Here is a 1,566-nt window from a genome sequence, read left to right as displayed (position 1 = left end):
GCTCGCATGGTCGCTATGGCGCCGCCGCCACCAGCGACGGGCCCGAACCTGCCACCACGCCTGGCACACCTACGCCGAAACCACACCATGATCACCGCAGGTCAGGACCGAAATTACAGCTGCCGTATCTGTGCGGGGAGTTCGTAGTCGATGACCAGTTCCTTGGGCTCTGGCCGGTAGAGGATGCGTGACCGGTGCGGAAACCCGTCAGGGTAGGTGACCGCATCTAGAACCAGGGTGAAGTATTGGGCCACGGCCTCGGGGTCGCCGGCGTAGAAATCGCGCTCGAACTGTTCGACTTCGGCGTTGTGCCGTCGGACCTGCTCAGCGGCCTCGCTGACGCGGCCTTCGTGTGCGGCCCGCAGGTCCGCGAGTCTTCTCCGCCGGTCGGCTTCCCCCTGCGCATGCTGCGAGCGTCGTCGTTCGTGCTCCTGTTGCGCGGCTTCAAGTTCGCGCTCGTACCGCGCCCCCTTGCCGAGTAGCCGCCCCAGGGCTCCTGGCGGTAGAGGCGCCACGTCAGCGAACCTTGGCTCGGGGCTGGGCTGGTCCAACCCCTGCGGATCAAACGGTGGAGGCTCAAGGTCTCGTTTGAAGGAGGCGAAGGTCGGCGGCTGGTCGTCGATACCCAGGGCCAACAGGTTTTCGAGCTCGTGCACACGGGCGTCGAGATCGGCACCCATCTCCTCAGCCTCGGCCTGCCGCTGTGCGATGTAGAGACGCTTACGTTCACGTTCGTTGGCGGCGGCCTGCCGTTCGGCTTCGCGGCGGGCCTTGTCGCGTTCGCGACGGGCCCGGTGGGCTGCCTGCTGGTGGGATCGCTCCAGTTGCTGCTGAAGCCGTTGCCGACGCGCACGCTCGCGCTGTAGATCTGCCCACATCCCTCCACGTTTGGCCATTTGGACCTCCGCCAGATGTGCCGCCATCACCCGTACGTGCGGGTGTACCCGACGCAAATCCGCAACCGACATTCCAAACCGAGAGAGCGACGTAATGACCGACATCGGTCAGGTCGCCACATCTACTTCCGTCCCTTTTCCGTGCCTTGGAAGGACCGAAATGTTCCTCTTAGATTGTAGGCGGCGTTTTGTCCAGCCATTGACCTCGATTGTCCTTATGTGGTTTCTGTCTTCCTTTCTTGCTTTCAAGTGGTCCATGATGCGGCGCACCTGGCAGCGCGAGCAAGGGGAGCGGGCGTGGCGGACGCGGCAGGGCGCGCGGAACGGTTCTTGGAGGATGTTGACGCCGGCTCGCTGTCCTGGCTCAAACCACACAGTGGTCCGGCCGCGTTAACCGCCGAGAAGGTTCTGCTCGGCCACGGCGACTCGGCACTGGAGATCGCGGTCGCGTACTCCATCGGGCCGCCAAGAGCGGGCGATGTTCGGCGGTTGTGGAGACTGCGTCACGGCAACCGGCCCTCCCCGGTGCTGCTAGTGTCTCGCTCGAAAAGTTTCTTTCTGTTTGAGAGACTGGGGTATGCGAACCGCTGCCCCCTTGGCATTGCGTGATGGTGACGCGGACGAGCTGCGTCGACTTGAGTCGGCGCGCAGCGTCTCGGCGGGCCTGGCC

1 protein-coding gene is annotated in these 1,566 nt (G+C 64.4%); it reads right to left on the bottom strand.

Features of this window, described 5'->3' with window-relative positions:
• Nucleotides 1-113: 113 nt before the first annotated feature.
• Nucleotides 114-923, bottom strand: a complete 810-nt coding sequence (locus tag E1293_RS46900) for a phytochrome family protein (protein WP_132206598.1) — start codon at nt 921-923, stop codon at nt 114-116.
• Nucleotides 924-1,566 lie beyond the last annotated feature (643 nt).

The sequence above is a fragment of the Actinomadura darangshiensis genome (genome assembly GCF_004349235.1).
Taxonomy (GTDB): Bacteria; Actinomycetota; Actinomycetes; order Streptosporangiales; family Streptosporangiaceae; genus Spirillospora; species Spirillospora darangshiensis.
Note: the sequence above shows the minus strand (reverse complement) of the source record. Positions and strands in the feature narration are given on the sequence as shown.